At 52.1% G+C, this 16581-nt stretch carries 12 protein-coding genes; 3 read left to right on the forward strand and 9 right to left on the reverse strand.

Annotation, left to right across the window (positions count from 1 at the left end):
* Window positions 1–11: 11 nt before the first annotated feature.
* The 3 genes from CA13_RS17945 to CA13_RS17955 are packed head-to-tail and all read right to left on the reverse strand — an operon-like array spanning window position 12 to window position 2850.
* Window positions 12–818: an SDR family NAD(P)-dependent oxidoreductase gene (locus tag CA13_RS17945; RefSeq protein ID WP_146398902.1), complete on the reverse strand. Its 807-nt coding sequence runs from the start codon at window positions 816–818 to the stop codon at window positions 12–14.
* A 17-nt stretch (window positions 819–835) separates the two neighbouring features.
* Window positions 836–1870, reverse strand: a complete 1035-nt coding sequence (locus tag CA13_RS17950) for a DUF362 domain-containing protein (protein WP_146398904.1) — start codon at window positions 1868–1870, stop codon at window positions 836–838.
* The gene (locus tag CA13_RS17955) at window positions 1867–2850 is read right to left on the reverse strand and encodes a prenyltransferase/squalene oxidase repeat-containing protein (protein WP_146398906.1); all 984 of its coding nucleotides are present in this window, start codon (window positions 2848–2850) and stop codon (window positions 1867–1869) included. The genes CA13_RS17950 and CA13_RS17955 overlap by 4 nt, the downstream gene beginning before the upstream one ends.
* 183 nt (window positions 2851–3033) lie before the next feature.
* On the opposite strand from CA13_RS17955, the gene CA13_RS17960 reads away from it, so the two are divergent.
* Both CA13_RS17960 and CA13_RS17965 read left to right on the forward strand, forming a co-directional pair.
* Window positions 3034–4140, forward strand: coding sequence for a hypothetical protein (locus tag CA13_RS17960; protein WP_146398908.1), 1107 nt, complete (start codon window positions 3034–3036; stop codon window positions 4138–4140).
* A gap of 65 nt (window positions 4141–4205) precedes the next feature.
* A complete protein-coding gene (locus tag CA13_RS17965; protein ID WP_419194519.1) occupies window positions 4206–6848 on the forward strand; it encodes a BatD family protein in 2643 nt (880 codons plus the stop codon).
* Between the two features lie 57 nt (window positions 6849–6905).
* On the opposite strand, the gene CA13_RS17970 is transcribed toward CA13_RS17965, so the two are convergent.
* The gene (locus tag CA13_RS17970; RefSeq protein WP_146398912.1) at window positions 6906–7481 is read right to left on the reverse strand and encodes an esterase/lipase family protein; all 576 of its coding nucleotides are present in this window, start codon (window positions 7479–7481) and stop codon (window positions 6906–6908) included.
* Between the two features lie 148 nt (window positions 7482–7629).
* Here CA13_RS17970 and CA13_RS17975 point away from each other — a divergent pair, with 148 nt between their 5' ends.
* Window positions 7630–8364 carry a 3-keto-disaccharide hydrolase gene (locus CA13_RS17975; RefSeq protein WP_146398914.1) on the forward strand — a complete coding sequence of 245 codons (735 nt, stop codon included), beginning with the start codon at window positions 7630–7632 and terminating at the stop codon, window positions 8362–8364.
* Between the two features lie 3 nt (window positions 8365–8367).
* Here the strand turns inward: CA13_RS17975 and CA13_RS17980 are convergent, their stop codons facing one another.
* The 5 genes from CA13_RS17980 to CA13_RS18000 all read right to left on the reverse strand — a co-directional run bounded on the left by CA13_RS17980 (window position 8368) and on the right by CA13_RS18000 (window position 16472).
* Window positions 8368–9381, reverse strand: a complete 1014-nt coding sequence (locus tag CA13_RS17980) for an acyltransferase family protein (protein ID WP_146398916.1) — start codon at window positions 9379–9381, stop codon at window positions 8368–8370.
* Between the two features lie 192 nt (window positions 9382–9573).
* On the reverse strand, window positions 9574–10260 hold the full coding sequence (locus CA13_RS17985) for a response regulator transcription factor (RefSeq protein ID WP_146398918.1): 687 nt from the start codon (window positions 10258–10260) through the stop codon (window positions 9574–9576).
* Complete coding sequence (locus CA13_RS17990) at window positions 10257–12194, reverse strand: sensor histidine kinase (RefSeq protein WP_419194520.1); 1938 nt, start codon at window positions 12192–12194, stop codon at window positions 10257–10259. The genes CA13_RS17985 and CA13_RS17990 overlap by 4 nt, the downstream gene beginning before the upstream one ends.
* A gap of 12 nt (window positions 12195–12206) precedes the next feature.
* A complete protein-coding gene (locus tag CA13_RS17995) occupies window positions 12207–13658 on the reverse strand; it encodes a DUF3108 domain-containing protein (protein ID WP_146398922.1) in 1452 nt (483 codons plus the stop codon).
* Between the two features lie 237 nt (window positions 13659–13895).
* Window positions 13896–16472 (reverse strand): ATP-dependent Clp protease ATP-binding subunit, encoded by a 2577-nt coding sequence (locus CA13_RS18000; RefSeq protein ID WP_146398924.1) that lies wholly within the window; start codon window positions 16470–16472, stop codon window positions 13896–13898.
* Between the last annotated feature and the right edge of the window lie 109 nt (window positions 16473–16581).

Consider the following 16581-nt stretch of genomic DNA (forward strand, 5'->3'; position numbering starts at 1 on the left):
TTCGAAGTACATCATCCCGTATTCATTCCCATTTGGACTCCGTCAGACGCATAGATGGTACGGCCACCGTCGACGGGTAAACACACGCCAGTGACGAAGTCATTTTCACAAAGAAATAGCACGGCGTGAGCAATGCTCTCCGGTGTGCCGACTCGGCCGAGTAACATGGTTTCGGCCAAGCGACGTTGGTCGAGTTCGCTCATATCCTCGGAAAGTAAAACGGGGCCCGGCTGTATGCAATTGACTCGCACTCGCGGGTTACGCGTTCCTAATTCGACGGCCAACGATCGTGTCATCGCTTCAATGGCCCCTTTGCTCGGAAAGTAGGCGGCGTGATCAAGGTAGGGACGTGCGGTCGCCCAATCGCCAATGTTGACGATCGAACCGCCCGATGGCTGATCGACCATTCGCAGTCCCGCTGCTTTTGCACAAAGAAAAGATCCGAGTGAATTGATCTCGAAATAACGACGGACTTCATCCGCGGTGACTGCTTCGAGTTTGGTGGGATGCCAGATCGCGGCCGAGTTGACCAGAACATCGATTCGACCGAAATGGCCAGCGGTTTCATCGACGATTTTTTCGGCCGTGCCGTCTTCGCCAAGTGCCCCTTGGGTGATAATCACGTCGACCCCATATTCGGTTCGCATCTGTGCCGCAGCTTGTTCCGCCTTTTCAATGCTGGTGTTGGCATGGAGTGCGATGCGGCATCGTTGCCGTGCCAACCAACTAGCGATCGTTTGACCGACTCGCGGCGAACCGCTGCCGGTAATCAATGCAACGGGCGAATCGGTGTTGAATATTTCTTGAAGCCGTTGCATCGAAGATTCACTTGTCTTTACGTCACGAAATGGGAATGGTTGTCTCGCAGTACTCGAAGATGATTTCGGTCAAGTATCATAAACGGATCAGCGAGTGGTTGCCAATTTTCACCACGTTGGATGATGCGCGTCTCGTCAATCGGCCCGAGTCGATCCGCTGCGAGTGCTAGGTAGGGTATGCGATTAGGCAAGATGTCCATCAATCGAGCCATCGTGGCATCGACCGCGGTCAAGTTTGTCCCTACAAGAACCAAACCCATCGGCTTTGGCGTCCCTAAAATAGGACCATCGCCTTCCATGCAGTCAATTCCGTCGACAATCGTAATTCGCCGGCCAACCGAAGCATTGATATCGAAAACCGTTTCGGGGATGCCATTGTAATGAAGGACATTCTTGGGCCATCCGTATTTGATACCTGGAATGACTCCATACATGTTCTTCATTGCGCCGGTCATACCCATCCAATGATGCGTTTTCATCTTTGGCATGCTGACGACCAAATCAGCTTCGATCACCGCACGCGGAAAATAGAAACTGCTGAGCCTGCAGGCTTTCCCTACATTTTTTACGGCGCGTATCTCTTGGTAATTCAGATCCTCAAAGGACATCCGCACGTCGCCGAGTGCTTCCATCACGCCTGATTCGATCAACGCTTGTTCGGTATCTCGAACGTGGCCGGGTCCTTCGCCAACGGTGACTTCCGCATTCCACTCGCGAAACACTTCCACGGCCGCTTGGATCATGGTTGGATGTGTAGTCATGTGCGGCGACAATCGTGAAGGCTCCACCAAATTTGGTTTTAGAAGTACACGCTTGCCACGGATCGTCTCGGGATCGAATTCGCACGCCAGCAGTCCATCGCGAATGGTGCGGACCAACTCGCCGCCGTATTTTTGGTTCTTCGCGATGAAGACTTCGCTGTTTGGCTTGGACCGATGATGCCAATAGGCCGCTCCAGCGATCACGGCTGCGGTTGCCGCGCCGGTGATCAGGAAACCTCGTCGGTCTTGTTGGTTAGAATTCAGGTTTGGATTGGAAGATGGCTCGCTCATGATTTCACGCCACTTGCCAAGCCGAAAAATGAATCTGGCTCGACCGCCAACAAAGGTGACTGTTGCATGCGGGCAGCCAACATCAACAGATTTTGCCGATAGGGATTTACCTCGATCGTTCTTAATCGATTGATGGCGGCGCGTAGCGGCCAATCTAATTCGAGGTCGAATGGCGTCACGTTGTTCCAGCGGGATGAAACGAGGGCATGGATCGTCCACGCCAACGAGATCGCCGCCATCGGGCGATTCAGTTCGTTTTCCAAATAGCGAATCGTCGCATCGAACGATTCCGGGATCGGAGTGACGCGGTGAACCGCAACGATGCACATGGCACTTGGCAGAACATGCGGCCGAAGTTTGTTACCCAGTACAAACGTGTTGCCATAATTCGCACCGCCAGTGGGCAATTGCCGATCCGAGAGCAACTTGAATGCCTCGATCGCTCGCGGATGGTCCGCCGCACCACAATGACGCATCGCCATTAGCGCCATCGCAGTCGGTTCGATCCACGAATGCGTTCCTTCAACCCAAGGCCATCCGACCAATTGAGTGTCGTGACCAAAAGTATCCCCACCAAGAACCTTCTCGCCGCGAATCTGAAACAGAAAATCGAGACCTCGTCGGTAGGAATCACGACACCAGGGGTTGGCCAATTCGGGCCAATGAAGCTCGAATTGACGCCAAGCGATGCACGCCAGTGATGTCGTCCAAAACGGCCCCTCGGTATTGAGGCCCACAGAGACGGATCCATCGCGGTTTTGGGCTTGCTGCATATAATGGCAAAGCGTCGATGCAGTCTCGCTCAAGTCGTACGCACAGGCCGTGATGGCCGCCAACGCGACCGGCTCGGCCATCGGGGATTCACCCGGGGCGTATCCGCCGATCGGTTCAGCCGCGAGCCTCTTTTTTTGCTCAACGAGCCAATCAGAGAGATTCACATCCATGAGTTGCGTTGACGTCTGTTTTGATGGTAAATCCATATGCACGATCCAATCCACAGGGGACGACGTATAGTACGTTTTGTAGTGCAATGGAGGGTTGCGGTGGCCTAGCCGTGTGACCGCATCTCCGCCATGGTACGTTTTGTCCAGTTTTGTGGCAAGACAAAGTTACCCGTTAGCTTTGCTTTAAAAACCGGTGCTTTGCGTCGAAGAATTTGTGAAATGAAATCAATCTTGAATCTTGTATCGAAAATCACGGCGTCCGCCCTCATCGCGGCCGTGTTCGTGGCTGTCTTCGCGTCGGCAGTGCTGGGGGAGCAATGCGGTGTCGCAGCTCAAGAATTGGAACTTGGCGAGGTTCTAGACGAGGTCCATGATGAGGGCCTAGACGAGGAACTTGACGAGGAACTTGACGAGGGTCTAGACGAGGGCCTTGATGTGGACCGCTACAACGCAGCCGTCGAAAATTACCAATCGGGTGATTTCCTTGAAGCCGCTCAGCAATTCGAACGGCTCGTTGGTGCCGATTCAAGCGAAATCGCCGCGCGAGCCCGCTTCAATCTTGGCAGTTGCCACTATCAGCATGCTGTCGCCCAAACGGACCAGGACCCCAAATCGGCAATCGCAAATCTACTCAAAGCAATTGGTCGATACCGTGAAGTTCTGGCAATCGCACCCGACGACCAAGATGCCCGAGCCAATATTGAATTGGCGATGCAATTGCTAAATCAGCAACAGCAAGAACAGCAACAAGAGAATTCCCAACAGGATCAACAGCAGCAATCCGAAGAATCTGAGTCATCAGAATCCGAGCCCTCATCTTCGCAAGACGGCGAATCACAACAACAACAGGACGAATCCCAGCAGGACGATTCTCAGCAAAGTGAATCTAACGAAAACAATTCACAACAAGATTCGGGGGAAAGCGATTCGGAATCGGATTCGGAATCGTCACAGCAAGATCAAGAGTCTTCGGAGTCCAATGATTCCGAGGCTAGTGAGTCTGGGGCCAAAGAGGATGATTCAAAGCAAGCGGGTTCACAACAACAAAGACAATCGGAAACGGATCCGCCGGAATCCGACTCGCAACCGTCTTCGTCCGAATCACCTTCGAATGCCGAAGGAGAGCTCTCCGCCGCCAACCCACAGAACCAACAACAAACCCAATCGGGTGACTCCGAGGACCGTGAACCTGTTGTTATCGGTCAAATGACCGAGGTGGAAGCGAACAAGATGCTGCAAGCGATTCGTGACCGAGAATTGCTACGCGAACTTCGCCGCGAACAGATGCAGCGCAGGCGTCATATTCCTGTCGACAAGGACTGGTAATCAAGCAAGTATCAATGATGAAAAACATAATACCAATCATCCTGTCTCTCCTCCTGCTAAGTTCCATGGCAATAGCAGGTGACGTGAAGGTTCAATTGTCGTCCGAGGAAACCTACGTTGGATTGCCCGTGACAATTCAGTTGCATTTTCAGAATGTGAATAAGCATGAACCGCCGGAATTACCTGATGTCGACGGGTTGAAGATCCAATCGAAAGGTGTGCAACGTCAAAGCTCGCAAAGAAGCGTCTTCAATGGTCGCGTAAGTCAAAGCAATTCGCTCGTTTACGTCTTCTTAGTCACGCCGATGCAAGCAGGCGAATTTGTGATCCCGCCGATCACGGTCAGCTACGATGGGCGAAAAGAATTGACCACCGCGATTCGAATCAGAGCGACCAAAAGCGAGACCGGCGATTTGTTGTTCGTCGAAGTCGTTGGCGATCGAGAGAGCGTTTATGTTGGTCAACCAATCGACTTGACGTTAAAAATTTGGATCAAGCCTTTTCATGATGCCGAGCTTGGTGTCACTCTTTCCGAAGGCAATATGTGGCAACTCGTTTCGAAGCAAACCGATTGGGGTGTTTTTTCGGATCGGATGCAGGAATTGGCGGAAAATAACCAAAGACCCGGTGGGGAAGAAGTACAACGAAAAGACGCGGACGGGAACTTAGCAACCTACTATTTATACGAAATCGATGCGAGTGTTTATCCGCAGGCGCCGGGCAGCATATCGGGCGACGATTGCCGCGTGGTGGTCCAATACCCTACCGAATTGGGCCGTTCGCGCAGTTCCTTTGGAAGCTTGTTCAACAGCGATAGTTTTCCGTTCGGCAGTTCAAGCCCATTTGATAGATCGTTCGGTTCACAACTTGCCATCACAGCAGCACGTCCGATCGTCGCGGACGCGAACGTCGATTCGATCAAGGTCAAACCGGTCCCGACCGCCAACCGTCCAAGCGACTATCGAGGTGCGGTCGGCAAGTACGAGATCGCTAGCGAAGCGATCCCAACCGAGGTCCAAGTTGGTGACCCGATCACCTTACATATCACGATCGCGGGGGATGGACCGATGGACTTGCTCCAACCGCCACTGCTTAGTGATGACGAAACGCTCACCGCTAACTTCAAGGTATCCGAGGAACCATTGGCGGGCGTGGTTCGTAATAACATGAAACAGTTCACGACGACGATTCGTCCTTTGTCCGAAAAGACAACCGAGATTCCGCCGATTCGGTTGAGCTACTTTGATCCTGACAAAGAGCAGTTTGTCGCTGTTGCAAGTGATCCAATCGCAATCAAGGTTGAACCAGCCGCAGTGTTGGCCCTCGACAGCATTGTCTCGGGTGCACCTCGTCTGAGCCAAGCGGATTCGCCAACCGACAATGCAGCGACTACTGGGACGGAAATGGCCAACGGCGGACCGATACTCTATCCCGCCTCGGAATTACTCGCACAAACGTCGCATCCGCCGCTGTTGAGTTTGCCCATGATATTGGCGATGACTTTGCCACCGCTGGCCTTTTTGCTTGCTGCATTAATGGTCAACCTAGATAACGTTTTGTCGGCGGTGCGCAGGCGTTACCGCCCTCTTGTTCAATTGTCCAAACAAGTGAGTGCCGCGGAGGAATCCTTAGAGCTTAGCCAAACCGTTCAACGTTTTTTGGCTCATCAATGGAAACTGAGCGAAGCAAATGAATTGAAATTGGCCGGAAATCTGCGTCGCGATGGACGACGAGATCTAGCGGTCCGGATGGAAGGATTTTTCGAGGCGTGTCGCCGGGCAAGTAGCGGCGTGCCATTGACGGATGGCGAATCGCTTGACCGTTTGAAAGTCGAAGCAATGGAAATCGCTTCGACCTGTTTGGAAGCGAAGCATCATGCGGAACCCCGAGCCGAGAGTGCCGCCGTGTCGCTTCGTCGATCGAGTCGTACGATCGGCCTGTGGTTGGCCACTGTGTTGGTGGGAGTCGGAGCGACCGATTCACTTGCGCAATCAACGGAGTATCCAAATGGTCGCGAACTCGCGGGCGATGCATTGTCGATATTGCTGGACGAAGCAAACGATGCTTATGCTCGAGACGACTTTGCGACAGCGGCACAGAAATACCAAATGGTGGCCGATTCCGGTGTGCGAAACGCGAAACTCTATTCCAATCTCGCCAGTGCTTATCGGAGAAATGAATCAAAGGGCCGCGCGATGGCGAACCAGCTTCGCGCAATCAAACTGGATCCGGACAATCCCGCAATGATGAATGGATGGTCTCATGACCAAGTGAACGTGCAAGAAGGTATATGGCCCAAACGCATCACAGCGACCGTGTTTTCTTTGGCGCCACGTAGCTTCGTGTTGTGGATGGCCATTTTTAGTTGGATCCTATTGTGGTTGCTGTTAACGATCCGAGTTCTTTGGCGCAAGCGAATTGGGATAGCCGTGCCAATCATGTTACTGTCGCTCACGCTGCTCTTTGCGTTGCCGGTGCTTGTACATGAGTTGATCTTTTGCCGAGACAATCAAGCCGTTGTGATCGCATCGGAACCGGTGAAACTGCGAAGTGCTGACAGCGACCAAAGTCCAAGCGTTGGAGGTCCTTTAGCGGAAACAACTGAAGTCACCGTCAAGCAAGTTCGGGGATCGTGGGCAAAGGTCAGAACGAGCGATGCGAAGGATGGCTGGATACCACTCGATGCCATCGAGCAAATTGACACGTAGACGCATCAACAAAGAGGGCCAACGAACACAGTTTCTTGGCGCGTAGGGCGATAACGGCTAAGTCAACAAAAATTCGCATACCTTGCGATGAACGTTTGGCTGCAAAGCGACCGAAAGGTGGGATGCCCAGACGCTTTCGATTTTCAGGTTTGGTTTATTGGAAAATTCAACGGGGCGCACCCATACGTCAGCCTTGGCCCAGATGATCAATCGATTCAAATTGGGGTTCAAGCGATTGTTCATCGACGCACGCTTCTTCCTCGCCATCACGGGGACTTCCGAAATCAGCCCGCCTCCGATCGCTGCCAATCCCATCGCGATCGGGCTGGTGGTCATGATCGGAGCGATTGAAACGAGATGGGTGACGTGGTGGTTTGGTGGCAATTCGGCAATCGCTTGGCGGGTGACCCAATCCCCAAAACTGTGTGTGACAATCGCGACCGAGTGATCGGCGTCATCCGCGTCGCGGCCCAGGTCGCATTTGAGTCGATCGATACTCGTTTGTAGCGAACGGCCGACCCAGCGATCTCGCCAAATTTCGACGCTTTGGTGCGAACGGCGAATTGCATGACGAAGCGGTTTCAATAGGAAACGGGGTTCACAGAAACCGGGAACCAACAAAATACGTCGCATGCCGTCCTATCCGTTTATTTGTTTTGACGCCATCAAACCACGAAAAAACCGAGTTCATTGAACTGATTGATCTTTGACCGCATCCGAGTCATACTCTTTACTCCAATCTTTTACTTCCCCACCTTCCACTTCTGGAGTGTATCCCACCATGTTTCGCTGTTGCATTTTGATGTCCCTTAGCCTGTTTGTCACCCTCCTTTCAGCGGACGAGCCGCTCAAACCGGCGCCCGCGGATTCTACCGAATTCGAAACGATATTTAACGGATCGGATCTTGAAGGCTGGGATGGCGACCCACGTCTATGGTCGGTCGTCGACGGAGTGATCCATGGTGAAACGACTGCGGAGGTTCCCGCAAAAGGTAACACGTTCCTGATCCTTAAGGACAGAACGCTAAAGGATTTTGAACTTCGAATTTCCTTCCGTTGTAATGCAGCTAACAACTCGGGAATCCAATATCGGTCGAAACGAGTAGAAAACTCATCGAACGATTGGGTGGTCAAAGGTTATCAACATGAAATTCGAAATGAAGCAAAATTCCCGAATGTGCCGAGCTTTATCTACGATGAAAAAGGAAGCCGTGGACGCATTTGTATCGTCGGTGAAAAAGCCGTTTGGACGGCTGACGGCAAAAAGGTCCTAGACAATTCGCTTATCGACCAAGAAGGCTTCAAAAAACTCATGAAGCTTGATGATTGGAATGACGTGATCATCCTGGCCAAAGGAAACCATATCAAGCATTACTTGAACGGTAAATTGGTTCTTGATTTCACCGACGAAGATCCCAAGCGAGCTTTATCCGAAGGAGTCATCGCCGTGCAACTTCACGCTGGTAAACCAATGTGGACGGAGTTCAAGAACATCAAACTGCGCGAAATCAAGTAGCCTTCAAAGCTTAAGCTTGGCGTACAACCACGTAATCCCTTTTTGGGCGTAAGCGGAAATCGGCAACGTGATCGCGATACTGGCGACCATCCATAGGAAGTCGAGTGGTCGTCCGAATCCGTTCTGGTAAGCCCGTCCAAAGATTTCCATAAGTATCAAGTGGAATAGATAGAACGCGTACGAGATGCTGCCGATCCAGTTCATGAAGGACCGGATCGGCATTGGTGCGCAGCGATACAATAGGATGGCCGTTCCCAGATATCCCACTAACGCCGGAAAGTCATTAAAGAGCTTTCCGACTTCGCCAAATGCGATTGGCAGAGCACCGTAGAGAGCCAATCCCACGACTGTTACGCCGATTAGCTTTGGCCATCTTGTTTCCCAGACAGCGTAGCCTTTCTTCAAATAGACTGACGCTAGGCAAATTCCTAACGCGAATTCCCAGACGTACTGTAAAAAGAACGAATTCCAAATTCGCATCTCTTGTTTGTCTAGCGCAGCGGTGGTTGCGCCCCAAAGCAGACTAACGCTGATCGTGATCACCATTAACCATCGATTGCCAAATCGGTCGCGGATCGATACGAACAGGGGAAACGTCAGGTAGAGCTGGATGATGGTTGAGATGAACCAAAAATGGTAGCCGAAGCTGATCATCAGTTCTTCGTTGAACATCTTGAACAGCAGCAAGTGGCTGGCGATCTTATAGATCGACGGTTCATTGTAGTCGAGATAGTAATCGATTCCCGCGATGATCAGTACGGCAATCGCGTAGGGGAAATAGATCTTGATAAACCGCCGCCGTAAAAAGGAAAGGTATGGCAGCGGGTTTCGGTCGTGGCTTAGGTACAACCCAAAGCCGGAGATGAAGATGAAGGCGTGAACGCCGGCACCGCCAAACGCGCTCAGCTTCATTACGATCGAGCTGAGATCGAGATCTTGCAGGTAGTGCATCACGACAATCGTCAGGATGGAAAATCCTTTGACGAAATCGATCAGATCAATGCGTGCCTTGCTCATCGCTTGAGTGCCTTTGCTGCGAATATTTAGCCGAGATATGTTTTTCGGCAATAAAGCAGTAAAACCAATTTGATGGCATAGTCGCAATAGAGTTTGGGCTGAGATGGAGAAAGATTTGGTGGGCAGACGAGGCTTCCACCTGGATTCAACGCCATTTTTCAATAAACGCCATGAATATTTGAAACCGAATTGTTAAGGGAACTCGAAGCGGTAACCGACATCACGAATCGTGTGAATGAATTCGGGTCTGCTCGGCTCGATTTCGATTTTGCTTCGCAATGTTGCAACACAACGATCGACACTGCGAGTGCTGACCATCAACGACCGTCCCCAAACATGATCAAGAATACTTCCGCGCGTGAGTGCCCGATGTGGATGGCCGATGAAGTAGTCTAGCAACTGATACTCTTTGGTTGTCAGTGGAACGAGCGTCCCGTCCCGCATGAACGTGTGCGCGGTACGGTCGAAGACGCCGTCGCCAATCAAAACACGATCGGGATGTGTAGCGGATTGGGAGCGAAGCAGTCGTCCAGCGCGGGCGAGCAATTCGCGAATGCCAAACGGTTTCGTCATGTAGTCGTCGGCACCAAGTTCCAAGCCGCGAACGATGTCCTCTTCTTGACCTTTGGCGGTTAGCATCAAAATCGGAAGATCCAAATTGGCTTTTCGCACCCGACGACAGAGTTCGTAACCGTTGAGCTTCGGAAGCATGATGTCCAGTACAACCAAGTCGGGTCGTCCAGCGAGCACTTGGGCCAATCCCGACTGTCCGTCCGCGGCCGTAGCGATTTCGAATCCAGCATTGCGGAAGTTATCGCCCAGCCCACGCAGTAACACTGGATCATCTTCGATAATCAAAACGCGTGATGCGACGGTCACGGTAGCACCTCAACTGGTTTGGGAAGAGAAAGTGTAAACGTGCTACCGACATCGGGTTCGCTGACGACTTGAACTTCACCGCCGTGTGACAGCATGATCGCACGCACGATACTAAGCCCTAGACCACAACCACCTCGTGTTCGCGATACATGCTGATCGACTTGAAAGAATCGGTCAAAGGCTTGGCTGATCGCCCGTGCGTTCATGCCGATCCCATTGTCGCGTACCGCAACGGTAACTCGTTCATCACTAACATCGGTGGTCACCGTGATTTGCCGAGGGGCATCACTGTATTTCCACGCGTTTTCCAATAAGTTCACCACCGCGGTGACTAGTGAATCAGAGTCGCCCGATACCATCGCCGACTGTGCCCGATCGATGTGCAGCGAATCGTCAACATCCCCGGTGTGTTCCCGAAAAATGGTTGCCGCCTGATCGACGACATCTCGCATGTCCACGCGCTGAAACTCAACACCGGGCTTTCCACGTTCGATTCGAGAGAAGGTCAGGAAATTATCAATCATCCGCGTCAATCGAGCGTTTTCGAGGCTGATCAGCTGTAGATATTCACGTCGCTGAACAGTCGCCGTTTCGCTCTTTGGCTCGTGTTCGTCGTGGAGCAAAGTATCAACCAGCAACCGAATCGACGCGAGTGGTGTCTTCAACTCGTGTGATACCGTCGTGACCAAATCGTTCTTTAGTTTTGCCAACCGCAACCGACGACGAAGAGCGTCCGAGAGCAGCCAACCGAGCACGCAGGTGACCGCGACTACCAATAAGGCAATCCAACCGTGAATGGCTCGACGCTCCTGGGAAATTTGGTTCCGCAGATCGCCTTGCGTCATGGCGAGACCCAAACGCCAACCACCAAACTGCGAATTCAATGAAGCGTCCATCAGGTTGTCGGAAACCTTGTTGGGAGGTGTCAGAACGAACGTTACACCGCGAGGCAAGGGAAGTCCGTCGGCTAACTCTCGCAATCGACGGTCGAGTGTGGCGGTTCGATACAGTTCGACGATGCGACCGTCTGGCGTCGCTCGGCACCAAACATCAGGGATCGCAGTTTCTTGCAAACGTGGTGACGCATGTTGAATTTCTTCGACCAGCGCAGCCTGATTTGCCAATGTCTCGGCAGCATAGGTAGGCCAATCCATCGATTCACTTGTTAGGTGCCCAAATTGATTCATCAGGAATAGACGCTGCGACGAAGTCAGCTTGTCATCGCGATAGTCATTCAACCGCAGAGTCAACGATGTTGCAACTTCCTGCCATTGCGAAGAGTCTTCATCCATAAGCTCTAACAAACGCATTTCTGCGGCAGCGGCAAACGATCGACCCTCCCAGTCGCGAAGTTGTGGTCGCTTTCGTTGTGTTTGCAGCACCTTGATTGCCAGATCGTCGCGGTCCAGTTCCAAAAGACATCGCACTTGCGCTTGTCGGCAACGACCCTGTAAAATCGCGTCGGATGACTCGATCGACAACTGGCTATAAATTTCAGCCGCTTCGGCAAACTTGCGATCGACAAATTCCAGCCGCTGCGCGCGGGTCCAAAGCGGCTCGGTTTCTTCGCTACGAACCGTTACATTGGTACGAATTGGGCTCGATGGTGTTGGATTTGGATAGGTGATGTTTCCCTGTCCATCGCGAATCAATACCGCATCCAGATCACCCTGCAAAACGATTTCGGCAAAAGCAGTTGCTGGGGCGTGCTGTTGAACCGTCTCGGACGATCGCCGAATCTGGTCCGCCCATCGATCTTGAACCGTTTCAACAGCGGTTTGGAGCTGCATTTGATAGGCTTCCATCAATCGTTGATCGGAAGCTAAGCGTTCGTTGCGGACCGCCTCACGCATCATCCATACGACCCCCACCGATGGTACAAGTACCGTCAGCAGCAGCAATACAATAGGCCACGCGAGGCGATCGTTATTCATGATCCGTATTTCCTATCGGACGCTAAGACTTTCGACGATGTTTTCCAGCGATGGCTGCAAACGGTCGAATGCGTCTTTCGGACCCATGTACCGCACCGTGACGGCCGACGATTCACCGAATACCGCAACACGTCGCGCTCTGATTCTTTTGGGGCCTTCGTCAAACTCGATGTCCACGACCGCTGCGTCACGATCGCCTACTTTGATCGCCTGAATACCGTCGGAAACGAGTGTGAATCCCTTCATACGCGGTTTGTACTCCTCCGTTATTGCTTGCAGCCACGCGACGGGCGAGTCATGTTTGGTTTTCAACGATTCAAGTGTCTGGGTCTCGATTTTTGAATCGAGTTCGGCCAAGGGGTCGATCAAGTTAGTCGTTTCCGTTTCGTTCTTCGCAGGATTGGATGGCGCGTAGGCAAACCAATCGGGCGGCAACACAGTCTCGAAGCGATCCGATTTCAATGCTGTGGTTTCGCCGTCCTTGGGAGTTGCGATTTTGACTAGACTTGCCGATATGCCACCTGCGTCGAATCGGACGATGTAACGATGCTGGTCGTTGGAGATCCAAAAGGTCTGACCAATGTTGAGTTCCAAGCGAAAGCACTCGAAAGTGCCAACCGGGACTTCGATCGTCTCAGTTTTGGGAACTTCCAACCCAATCGACACGAGCGCGCCACCCAATGGCGAGACGACATTCATCGTCGATTTGTATCCAACTTTCAGCGGTAGTCGACGAAAAACTTCGGCTGCTTGCTCATTGTCAAAATACCCATTCTCCGTCTTAAGCGTGGTTTCGTCGTTCTTGTTCAACAACTTAATGACGACTTGGTTTGATTCGTACTTCGCCTGAGCTTCACCCAGAAGACTGTGTTTCCAGGTGCTTTGGACTGGTGCAAATGTCTTCGGGTCAGCGAATACTTGGCTCTTCCCCTTTTGACCATTGATCGTTACGACTTGCCAAGCGTTGCACTCCCACATGGGTTTACCGTCCAATTGTGACTTGGCGACTCGCCACACCTGCATACCGATGCCCATTCCGGTTTGCAGCTTCATCTCTAAGTGCAGTTCATCGCCATCACCCCAAGGGACATCGATCAATTCGGTGTTCGACTTCAGGTGTCTTTTCGCTTGGCTGACCATTTCCGTTGCAGTTGGAAAGTTGTCGACAAGGGATTGGAAAGCTGCTGTGGCTAGGTCTGCCTTGCCTTGTTTTTCGTAACACAAACCGATGCGTAGTTGAGCTTCGGCAGCAGACTTCACGGACTTCTTCCCCTCGCTGACGACCCTCTCATAGACGGCAATGGCCGCGTCCAAATCGCCAACGGTTTCTTCGGTGTAGATGCCTTTTTCGAGCAGCTCGGCGGGTGTCGCGGCACATACCGATACACTAGGCGAAGCGATCGTTAACCAGACCGCCGTGGCCAACCATAATAGGAATCTCGGATTGAACTTTGTAAGTCGCATGTTACGGTTCCTTTGAAGCTTTGAGTGGGTAGCAGGACGCTAGGCCAACCGGCTCGACTTATCGCCAATGTCGCTTCGACACTGCCAGCGTCACAGGTGTAGCTTAGGAAGCCCATGTTACCGCAATGTTACCTCCCTAGGATTATCTATCGATTGTTTCGAAATATGCGTTACGAACCAAAAAAAGGCAGGTGATTGCTCACCTGCCTTTTCGTTTTGCTCCGTTAGGTCGGAAGCCTAGGATTCTTTGTTGTCCGTTTCCACCGAGTCACCTTCACCGGCACCGGCAGCAACGGTTTCTTCGGACGGTTCGGGTAGACCCCGCTTTTCGCCACGGAAGGTCAAACGGGTGGTCTTGCCATTCTCGTCCTTGAATCCATCGATCACGATCGTATCTTGACCTTCGAATGCACCACGGAGCAAATCCTCGCTCAACGGGTCTTCGATTCGCTGCTCGATTGCTCGGCGCAGTGGGCGAGCACCGTAATCGAGGTTGCTGCCCTTCTTGACCAAGAATTCCTTGGCGTCGTCGGTCAGAATGATTGACAAACCACGGTCTTCCAATCGTTCGCGAACCTTCGACAATTCGTAATCGATCACAAGCTTCAAGTCTTCGGTAGTCAGGTGACGGAAAATGATCGTATCATCAAGCCGGTTCAAGAACTCAGGCCGGAAGACGCGTTCGATCTGGTCCATCACACGACTTTTCATTGAATCGTAGCTGGCATCGCCATCGGGTTTTTGGAATCCGAATGACGATTCATTCTTGATTGCTTCCGCACCGGCATTGGTCGTCATGATCAAGATCGTGTTTCGGAAGTCGACGTTGCGACCGAACGAGTCGGTCAAGCGACCTTCTTCCATGACTTGTAGCAGCATGTTGAAAACGTCTGGGTGAGCCTTTTCGATTTCGTCGAACAACACCACCGCGTACGGACGACGTCGAATCTTCTCGGTCAATTGGCCACCTTCTTCGTACCCGACAAATCCAGGAGGGGCACCAATTAATCGACTGACGTTGTGTTTTTCCATGTACTCGCTCATATCGATATGAACCAGTGCATCGGCGTCACCGAACATGTATTCTGCAAGCGCTTTGGCCAACAACGTCTTACCGACACCAGTCGGTCCGGCGAAGATGAACGAACCGGTGGGTCGTTTTGGATCTTTCAAACCGCTACGACTTCGGCGAACCGCCTTGGCAATGGCCGTTACGGCTTGCTCTTGGCTAACGACTCGCTTGTGAAGCTCATCTTCCATCTTCATCAGCCGCATGCTGTCTTCGGTCGACAACCGGGTCAACGGAATACCAGTCATCTTGCTAACGACTTCGGCGATCACTTCTTCGTCAACGACTCCATCGATTTGCTGACTCTTTTCTCGCCACTGCTGGGTGATCGTATCCTTCTTCTTACGAAGTTTTTCGGCCTGATCACGGAGGTTAGCGGCTTTTTCGAAGTCTTGGTTGGCAACCGCGTCTTCTTTTTCCTTGTTCAGCTTTTCGACTTCTTCGTCGATCTCTTTTAAATCGGGTGGACGAGTCATCGTGCGAAGCCGCACTCGAGCACCTGATTCGTCGATCACATCGATTGCTTTGTCCGGTAGGCAACGAGCCGTGATGTACCGTTCGCTCATCTCCACGGCCGCAACGAGTGCGTCATCCGTGAATTGAACGCGGTGATGCTCTTCGTAACGCTCGCGAAGTCCCTTTAAGATTTCAACCGTTTCTTTTTTGCCAGTTGGCTCAACGATGATTTCTTGGAATCGCCGTGCCAATGCGTTGTCCTTTTCGATGTACTTACGGTACTCGTCCAGTGTCGTGGCTCCGATGCATTGAATTTCACCTCGCGAGAGTGCGGGCTTCAGCACGTTCGCTGCGTCGATCGCGCCTTCGGCGCCACCGGCACCAACGAGCGTATGCAATTCGTCAATGAATAGGATCGTGTTTTTGACTCGGCGAACTTCGGTCATCACCGCTTTGATACGTTCTTCAAATTGACCACGGTACTTGGTTCCCGCGACCATCATCGCAAGGTCAAGTACGACGATTCGTTTGTCGGCAAGAATTTCAGGGACTTCACCCGAAATGACTTGTTGTGCAAAACCTTCGACGATCGCGGTTTTGCCAACGCCCGCTTCCCCTAGAAGCACAGGATTGTTTTTTGTTCGGCGGCAAAGAATTTGGATCGCTCGCTCGATTTCTCGTTCACGACCAATCACGGGGTCAAGTTCACCCTTCTTGGCCAATTCGGTTAAGTCACGGCCAAAACTATCGAGTGCCGGTGTCTTGCTTTTGCCGCTCTTACCCGAAGGACTTCCGCCGCCTTCGTTTTCGCCACTACGACCGCCTCGCTCGCCCACTTCGGCTCCTTCGAGACCATGGCCAAGAAGGTTCAAGACTTCTTCGCGAACGTCTTCGAGTTTCAGGCCGAGGTTCATCAGCACTTGGGCTGCGACCCCTTCCTGCTCTCGCAGCAACCCAAGCAGAATGTGCTCGGTGCCGACGTAGCTGTGGTTCAAATTACGAGCTTCTTCCATCGAGTATTCGATGACTTTCTTCGCTCGTGGCGTTTGTGGCAATTTGCCAACGGTGACCATTTCCGGCCCGCTTTGAACTAATTTCTCCACCTCAAGCCGAATCTTTCGCAGATCGACCTCCAAATTCTTCAGGACATTGGCAGCGACGCCACTCCCCTCTTTGACGAGGCCGAGCAAGATGTGCTCGGTTCCAATGTATTCGTGGTTAAACCGCTGAGCTTCCTGATTCGCCAATTGCATGACTTTTCGGGCACGGTCAGTAAATCGTTCGTACATATCAAATTATCTCGTTACGCAGGCTGTCAGACTGGCGACTCGTTATCGCGACTAACTGTATAAGCAAACGGTACGCCACATCCGGTTAGCGTACAAAAATCGAATTGGA

This window comes from Novipirellula herctigrandis, from assembly GCA_007859835.1.
Taxonomy (GTDB): domain Bacteria; phylum Planctomycetota; class Planctomycetia; order Pirellulales; family Pirellulaceae; genus Novipirellula_A; species Novipirellula_A herctigrandis.

Coding starts and splice junctions, on each gene's coding strand:
- CA13_RS17960 (WP_146398908.1), top strand. CDS start 3,034: ATGAAATCAATCTTGAATCTTGTATCGAAAATCACGGCGTCCGCCCTC.
- CA13_RS17950 (WP_146398904.1), bottom strand. CDS start 1,870: ATGAGCGAGCCATCTTCCAATCCAAACCTGAATTCTAACCAACAAGAC.
- CA13_RS17965 (WP_419194519.1), top strand. CDS start 4,206: ATGGCAATAGCAGGTGACGTGAAGGTTCAATTGTCGTCCGAGGAAACC.
- CA13_RS17990 (WP_419194520.1), bottom strand. CDS start 12,194: ATGAATAACGATCGCCTCGCGTGGCCTATTGTATTGCTGCTGCTGACG.
- CA13_RS17955 (WP_146398906.1), bottom strand. CDS start 2,850: ATGGATTTACCATCAAAACAGACGTCAACGCAACTCATGGATGTGAAT.
- CA13_RS17995 (WP_146398922.1), bottom strand. CDS start 13,658: ATGCGACTTACAAAGTTCAATCCGAGATTCCTATTATGGTTGGCCACG.
- CA13_RS17980 (WP_146398916.1), bottom strand. CDS start 9,381: ATGAGCAAGGCACGCATTGATCTGATCGATTTCGTCAAAGGATTTTCC.
- CA13_RS18000 (WP_146398924.1), bottom strand. CDS start 16,472: ATGTACGAACGATTTACTGACCGTGCCCGAAAAGTCATGCAATTGGCG.
- CA13_RS17945 (WP_146398902.1), bottom strand. CDS start 818: ATGCAACGGCTTCAAGAAATATTCAACACCGATTCGCCCGTTGCATTG.
- CA13_RS17970 (WP_146398912.1), bottom strand. CDS start 7,481: ATGCGACGTATTTTGTTGGTTCCCGGTTTCTGTGAACCCCGTTTCCTA.
- CA13_RS17975 (WP_146398914.1), top strand. CDS start 7,630: ATGTTTCGCTGTTGCATTTTGATGTCCCTTAGCCTGTTTGTCACCCTC.